Origin of the sequence: Trichocoleus sp. FACHB-6, from assembly GCF_014695815.1 — a bacterium.
GTDB classification, from domain to species: Bacteria; Cyanobacteriota; Cyanobacteriia; order Cyanobacteriales; family FACHB-T130; genus Funiculus; species Funiculus sociatus.
This window is the reverse complement of sequence record NZ_JACJOY010000109.1, coordinates 20,029-27,137: the sequence shown is the minus strand read 5'-3', so window position 1 is coordinate 27,137 and position 7,109 is coordinate 20,029. Positions and strand designations below refer to the sequence as shown.

Annotated in this window: 4 protein-coding genes; 1 reads left to right on the top strand and 3 read right to left on the bottom strand. The window is 47.7% G+C overall.

Translation table 11 applies throughout. The annotated features are described in order from the left end of the window. Nucleotides 1–205 precede the first annotated feature (205 nt). Together H6F66_RS21990 and purC are read right to left on the bottom strand one after the other, a co-directional pair. The gene (locus H6F66_RS21990; protein ID WP_190425469.1) at nt 206–2,617 is read right to left on the bottom strand and encodes a BamA/TamA family outer membrane protein; all 2,412 of its coding nucleotides are present in this window, start codon (nt 2,615–2,617) and stop codon (nt 206–208) included. Nucleotides 2,618–2,691: 74 nt separating this feature from the next. Then, nucleotides 2,692–3,426, bottom strand: a complete 735-nt coding sequence (gene purC / locus H6F66_RS21985) for a phosphoribosylaminoimidazolesuccinocarboxamide synthase (RefSeq protein WP_190425466.1) — start codon at nt 3,424–3,426, stop codon at nt 2,692–2,694. 391 nt (nt 3,427–3,817) lie between these two features. On the opposite strand from purC, the gene H6F66_RS21980 reads away from it, so the two are divergent. After that, nucleotides 3,818–4,084 (top strand): hypothetical protein, encoded by a 267-nt coding sequence (locus H6F66_RS21980; protein ID WP_190425463.1) that lies wholly within the window; start codon nt 3,818–3,820, stop codon nt 4,082–4,084. 49 nt (nt 4,085–4,133) lie between these two features. Here the strand turns inward: H6F66_RS21980 and H6F66_RS21975 are convergent, their stop codons facing one another. Further along, complete coding sequence (locus H6F66_RS21975) at nt 4,134–6,791, bottom strand: GAF domain-containing protein (protein WP_190425460.1); 2,658 nt, start codon at nt 6,789–6,791, stop codon at nt 4,134–4,136. Nucleotides 6,792–7,109: the final 318 nt, after the last annotated feature.

The following is a 7,109-nucleotide window of genomic DNA, read 5'->3' as shown; positions in this document are numbered from 1 at the left end:
TAGGTCTTTAACTCTTACCCTAAACGTAGTGATTTAACACTTAGACTGGTCAACTAGGCTCTTTCAAGCCCCCCCTAGAGTCGGTACTCCGACTTAGCGGTGGGTAGTTGACGGTTTTTTAGATGGTGCCGTTGTTAATTGAAGGATGGCTAATGGCTAATTGTTTAAGAGCAATTAGCCATTAGCGATTAGCCATTAGCCAACATTAAAATCTCTCCCCAATCCCAAAGTGGAGACGGCTGCCACCTTCATTATTAAAACCGTAGTCGATTCTAATAGGCCCGAGGGGAGATTGCACCCGGACACCAAGGCCGGCACCAATACCGCTTCCCGGCTTATCCCGCACTCCAGCGGGGTCTCCAGGGACGCTACCGCCAGTACCCAAGTCAGTTCCTATATCGACAAACAAAGCGCCACCGACAATCGAGAAAATCGGGAATCGGTATTCTGCGGTTGCTTGGATAAAACTGCGACCGCTGCCAACATCCCCTTCTTCAAAACCCCGCACAGAGTTACTACCGCCGAGGGAAAAAGCTTCATAGGGAGGTAAATCGCCGATTGCTGTCCCCGCTTGAACGTTAAAAGCGAGAGCTTGCGCGCCTTGGGCAAAGTTAGTGTATCTAACTGGAATGTAGTAGCTGTAGCTACCCCGCAGACGATTTAGGAAGATGTTGCCGAGTCCTACAGGGATAGTCTGCTCAACGCCTAACCGCAGCAGTGACCCAGCGGTGGGTTGCAGAGGGTTATTGCGGCGATCGCGTACTAATCCCAGCTGAACGCTAAATATGTCGTCTCTGCCTTCTCCACTAAAGCTCAGGTCGTTGCCTAGTTCATCCTCTGGGCTAAGGTCGCCATCGGAATCCCGGATCGAAACCCGTTGATACTGCAAGCCCAAACTGCCTACCCATTCAGAAGTGGCAAGGGGATTTCTGTTTAGAGGACGAGTAAAGGTGACACCGCCGCCGAGTCTTAGAATGCGCGGGCGATCGCCATTAGGCAATTCAATATCGTTTTCACCGCCATCAAAAATCAGCGAAATCGACCGCCGTCTGAACCCATTAACAGTGTAGGAAGTGCGGTAGGGATCGCCAGCAATCCACGGATCTGTGAAGTTGACATCAAACAACACCTCCCGCTGACCTACCTGCAACTCTGCCCCCAGTTTCTGGTTATTGCCGCCCAGATTTTGTTCTTGATAGCTGATCGTGCCAAATAACCCGCTAGCAGAACTAATACCGGCACCTGCTGCGATAGATCCGGTATTCTTTTCAATTACGTCCACATTGACAACCACTCGGCGCGGATCTTTACCGGGAGCAAACGAAAGCCGCACATCTTCAAAGATGCCTAAGCGAAAGACTCGTCGCAGATCCTGTTCCGCAGTCCTCCGGTTAAAAACCTCCCCAGCTTCCAACTCCAGCTCTCGCGTAATAATAAATTCGCGGGTACGACCGCGGATAGGGCCCCCTTCCTCGTTAGTTGTCTCACCTTCTTTGTTGATATAGCGGACTTGTATATCTTCAATTAGCCCTTCTGCTACATCTAGACGTACCGTGCCATCTTCGCCAATCTGGGGTGCAGCAACCACCTGTGCTAGGTCATAGCCGTTTTCTTTGTACCACTGGTTTAATCTTTTAACAGCTTCTTGAAAGCGGCGGAGGTTAAGGGTGCTGCCATACTGAGGCCCGAAGATGTCATCTACGACTTTTTGGGGTACGGCACGACTGGGTTGTTCGGCAGGCACAGGAGTAACTACCACGCTTCGCAGCACCGGGTTAGGCTCCACCAAAAAGGTAACGCGCACGCCCAAAGGTGTATCCTCTGGCTCTACTGTGACGTTCCTGAAAAAGCCTGTGGCGTAGATGGCATTCACATCTTCCTGTAACTGGCTGCGGGTGGCAGTCCGTCCAGGGCGGGTGTTAATTGCCTCATAGACTTCGTTTTGCAGTTCTCCTTCGACGCCGCTAACTACGACTTCACCAACCAGCACTCGCGCTTCTGGCAAATCGGGGACTGGCGCAGGAGAAGGTTGAATATTTTCAGGGGTGGGAGCAGGTTCCACAGTTGGTGGGGGCGGAGGCACATCAATACTTGGCTGTGAGGGCGCTCCTGGGGTGAGATCGAATTCAATTCGATTCGGTGTCTCTTGTTGCGGTAACGATTCGGTGCCTCGTTCTGGAGTCACTGGCTCTGTTGCAGGCGTGGGGGCTGGATTTGGGGTTATAGGAGTCTGGCTGAGTACGGGCAATTTTTGGGGCGACTCTACAGCTCCCATCGTCTCTGGGGGGCTTACAGGGACTATGACATTGCCAACAGGTTGAGAAACAGCGCCAAGCGTTGTGGTGCCAACAGCAGCATCACTATTAACTGCTGTCTGATCTGGAGGGCTTACGGTCGCTATGACATTGCCAACAGGTTGAGAAACAGCGCCAAGCGTTGTGGTGCCAATAGCAGCATCACTATTAACTGCTGTCTGAGTTTTGACATAATCAGCCCACAAAGCAGCTGCTTCGGGAGCTTCCGGTGTAGAGTTTACAGTTTCTCCCCTAGCAGGGAATGATAAACCCAAGGCAGATGAGGCAGAAAAAACCGCCAATAAGAAAGGAGATAAGCGCATTTGATTACCTTTTTTTGACACTTCCACACACCATGTAAACAATTTGTCTTTAGTCCTTAGTCACTAGCTAATCGCTATTTTCTACTTGTCTCTTGAACTCTCTTGAGAACTTGCTGGTAGGCATCTTCCACCTGCCCTAAGTCGCGGCGGAACCGATCTTTATCCAGCACCCGCCGATCGGGATCTTCTTCAGACTCGTCCCAAAGGCGGCAGGTGTCGGGGCTGATTTCATCTCCCAGTCGCAGCTGCTGCTGTTGGTCAATGCCAAACTCTAGTTTGAAGTCCACTAGGGTAATCCGAGACTTGTGGAAAAAGTCTGTGAGGATTTCGTTGATTTGCAAGGCACTGGCCTTTAATTGGTCGAGCTGTTCTGGTGTTGCTAAAGACAATAATAAGAGGCGATCGCGTGTCAACAAAGGATCTCCCAAATCGTCATTTTTAAAATAAAATTCCACCAGCGGATAAGGTAAAACTTTACCGACTGGTAATCCTGTCTGTTGACATAGACTTCCCGCAGCAATGTTCCTGACTACGACTTCTAGCGGCACAATTTTCAGCGCCTGAACGCGCATTTGGTTGGGTGCCGGAGTATCAATGTAATGGGTGGGTATGCCTGATGCTTCCAAAAGCTGGAACAAATGACTAGAGATAGTACAGTTAATCTCTCCTTTGCCGACGATCTGACCCCGCTTTTTGGCATTAAAGGCAGTAGCATCGTCTTTGAAGTGAGCTAGCAGAATCTTCGGATCGTCTGTGGCATAGAGAATTTTGGCTTTGCCTTCGTAGAGGCTTATGTGTTGGGCAGACATGGAGAGTAGTTGTTTGTGTTGATGGATCGCCTTGGCAGCACACAAGATTTTAATCCCTTAGGAGCCGCATAGTGTAAACAGATGGGCAGATGGGATTAACTGGCACGTTTTAGATTAACTTTTGGTTAAATTTGGGTTAAAATTTTATTAAATGGATGATACTGTTTTATCTAAAGATCGCCTATAAAAGCTAGGCGGGGCGGCAAAACTTGAACCCAAAGTAACCAAAATCAACCGTGTATCCGAGTAGGGGGGAGCGATCGCTGGTCAAGGTGATGGGGGGAATGTCTGCCTGATCTAAACTTGCTTTTTAAGTCGTGGCGAAGAAAAAGTGAACCGTAAGTTAGTTTGTGAGGTAGAAAGTTAGGTAGTTTATGCTTAGGAGTTAGCTATGACAGACCGCTCTGATTTTTTGTATCCAAGAAGTCGTTACTACGGTCAGGTGAAGCCGGAGAATTTGGTTTTCAACGCTAACCTACAAGAATTTTCTCAAAAGGTGAACTACATCTGCAACTTAGAAACTTCAGGCAAAATCTCACCTACGGATGCCTACGAACAGATTAAGAATCTCTGGAAACAGTTGAAACAAACAAAAAAGCAACTGGGAATTGGCGAAGACCCCTTCCAGAACAGCGACGAAAACCCAGCGGATTCTTAGGTTTTCATCAGCGGTCAGTAGTCAGCTGGTAATAACTAATGAATAATTACTACTTACTTGCCATTGTGTGGACTCCATCCCAAGCATCTGAAGGTGGGTTGTCAAGGTAGTTTCTACACCGTTCCAGGTGAACTTTGACTGCCTGATCGTTAGGGTTTAGGCGGTAGGCATCATCAAAGAGGTTAATTGCTTTTTGGAAGTGCCTATTTATATAGGCTTGACGCCCATACTCGTAGAGATCCAAAAACTTTTTCGTAGAGTCGTTGAGAGGTTCTCGATAGTCACCTATCAATTCGTAGATACTGACGGCGGTATTTTTCCCTTTGACGCGGATTTTGTCTAGTTCTCGGACTAAGATGCGATCGCGACACAAGTTGTAGGTAAACTCGCTCAAGATAATATCGCAGCCATATTCTTTAGTAACGCTTTCCAGGCGAGAACTTAGGTTAACTCCATCCCCAATCACTGTATAATCCATTCGTTTGTGAGAACCGATGTTGCCAGAAACAACCTCACCCGAACTAATTCCAATCCCTATGTGAATCTGTGGCTGGTTGTCAAAAAAGCGACGCCTATTAAATTCGGATAGACGGCGGCGCATATCCAATGCTGATTGGATAGCCATCCAAGCATGATTTTCCGCTAGTGGCAGAGGTGCGCCAAACACCGCCATCAAAGCATCGCCGATAAACTTATCTAAGGTGCCTTCGTGGTTAAAGACTGCCTCAACCATTGTTTCAAAATACTGATTGAGCAGCGAAACCACTTCCGACGCACCCAAATTTTCCGTTAGGGTGGTGTAGCCGCGAATATCGGAAAATAAAATTGTTACATCTTTACGTTCGCTCAACATCAGGGCATTGTCGCCCAGTGCCATAACTTGTTCTGCCACCCTTGGGGTCATATAGCGGTACAGAGTGTTCTTCATCCGCTTTTCGTGGCTAATATCTTCCAACACCACCAAACCGCCTCTTACGCCTCCTTCGGGGTTGGTGAGAGGATTAACGGTAAGATTGGTACTGCGTTCAATTTCTTGAACTTGATCGACACTGAGAACCCAGTCGGCAGGAATCAGTGGATCGTTCCAGGGAATATATAATTTTGGATTGATGCGATCGCGTAGCGCCAAAATATAAGCCTCAGTTTGTCCTCCCTCAGCATTACAGCCTACTTCTGAATTCAAAGTTTCTCCTGCTGAAAGCTGACACTTGGCGCATTTCGCCTGTGCAGGCACTTCATTAGCTGACTGTTGACTCTTTGGTAAATACAAGCCAATTGTCAGGCTTTGTTCTGGCACATAATGCTTAGCGCCAGTTTTCAAACTATCCTGAAGCCGGAACTTGAGATTTTCAATCGGCACCACATCCCAGACGTAGCGCCCCACCAGTTTCTGTTCCCACAAATTTTTGTTGCATTTCCCCACAGCTTCCTTAATAGGGCAACCCAACAACTCCAGCGCCGCTTCATTAATCATCACAATTTGCCCCTGCATATCTGTGGAGATCACAGCATCCGAGAGACTTTGCAGGATGTCTTTCTGATACTGCTTTTCCACCAAGACATTCTCGAAGAGTTTGGCGTTTTCCAAGGCAATTCCCGCCTGGATATTAAACGCCTGCATAAACTCTTCGTCGGAACTGGTAAAACTGCCAGGGTGCTTATTAATCAACTGCGTCACCCCAATTAATTCATTAGCTGAATTAAACACTGGCATACAGAGAATATTTCGCGTCAAATAACCCGTCCGCTTGTCGGCGCTGGGGTCAAAACGCGGATCTTTGTAAGCATCAGCGATATTCAGCGCCTGACGAGTAGAGGCAACGTATCCGGCAATCCCTTTGTTGGAAGGAATCCGTATAGGTATGATCTCTGTGCCATCCTTGTTGGGGACTTTCGTCCAGAGTTCTCCTGTTTCTTTGCTCAGCATAAACAGGGTACTGCGGTCTGCCTTCATCAGATCCCGCGCTTGCTCCATCACATAGCGCAGTGTGGCTTCTAAGTCAAGACTCTGACCCAGATATGTTGTTGCCCGTAACAGTGCAGCTGCTCCCCGTTGCTTACGAGCCGCCACATAAAAAGATTGGCAGCTTTCCAAGATAATCCCGATGGAGGCGGCAAAGTCACGGAATCCTTGCTCATCCTCAGTTGTAAAGGGGGAATCTCCAGCTTTATTCAACAGTTGAACTACAGCTACAATCTGGTTTTTGCTGCTATAAATCGGCATACATAGCAGATTGTGGGTGCGGTAGCCCGGTCGTTCGTCAACTTCTTTGTTAAATAGCGGGTGGCTGTAAGCGTCGGGGATGTTGAGAGTTTCACCCGTGGTAGCTACCTGACCGGCAATACCGACATTAATGGGAATGCGAATTTCTTTAGTGGCTCTCCCGTTGTCGGTTTCGGGAATTTTCGACCAAAGTTGGTTTTTTTCTTCGTCAACTAAAAATATTGTAGTTCTGTCTGCTTGCAGAATTTGACCCATTTTTAGGGTGAAAGCGTCCATGACCTGCTCTAGCATGGATTCCAGAGCTTCGTTGTTGATCATGTCGATCGCCCGCAGAAACTGCTGAAATTCAGCGGTAATAAAGTCAAGCAAGCAGATAAACTCACCAAACGATAGCTCTTTGACACGCGATGTCAGGACGCTAGTACGATTAAGGGTGAGCTGAGATAAAGTCGCCAGAACGCTGCCAGTATTGGAAAGTGTCATGGGGAGGAGCAAGTGCCAGCTATGGTGTTAGCTATAAGGTGGTAGGACTGAGCCATTAGCTGTTTTTAGTAAGTAGCTGGTAAAAATCAACGTCAAATGAACATTGAGCTATAAAAATCGTGTATGGAGTCTATGTAGCCTCTATACGGGGAAAAAGGGTTTTTGGATCTCAGGTGGTTTTTGCCCACTTACTTACTTATGTAGTCGCTACTGGCTAAATTCTTTTTTTCGCACCTATTAACCTAATTTAACCTCGGTTACGATAAATGCTCATCAGTAGTTCTTAGTATTTAGCCATTAGTCTGTAGCCAGTTGTCA

What these genes read in the sequence shown, in the direction of transcription:
- H6F66_RS21980 (WP_190425463.1), top strand. Translation starts at nt 3,818, where the DNA reads ATGACAGACCGCTCTGATTTTTTGTATCCAAGAAGTCGTTACTACGGT.
- H6F66_RS21990 (WP_190425469.1), bottom strand. Translation starts at nt 2,617, where the DNA reads ATGCGCTTATCTCCTTTCTTATTGGCGGTTTTTTCTGCCTCATCTGCC.
- H6F66_RS21975 (WP_190425460.1), bottom strand. Translation starts at nt 6,791, where the DNA reads ATGACACTTTCCAATACTGGCAGCGTTCTGGCGACTTTATCTCAGCTC.
- purC (WP_190425466.1), bottom strand. Translation starts at nt 3,426, where the DNA reads ATGTCTGCCCAACACATAAGCCTCTACGAAGGCAAAGCCAAAATTCTC.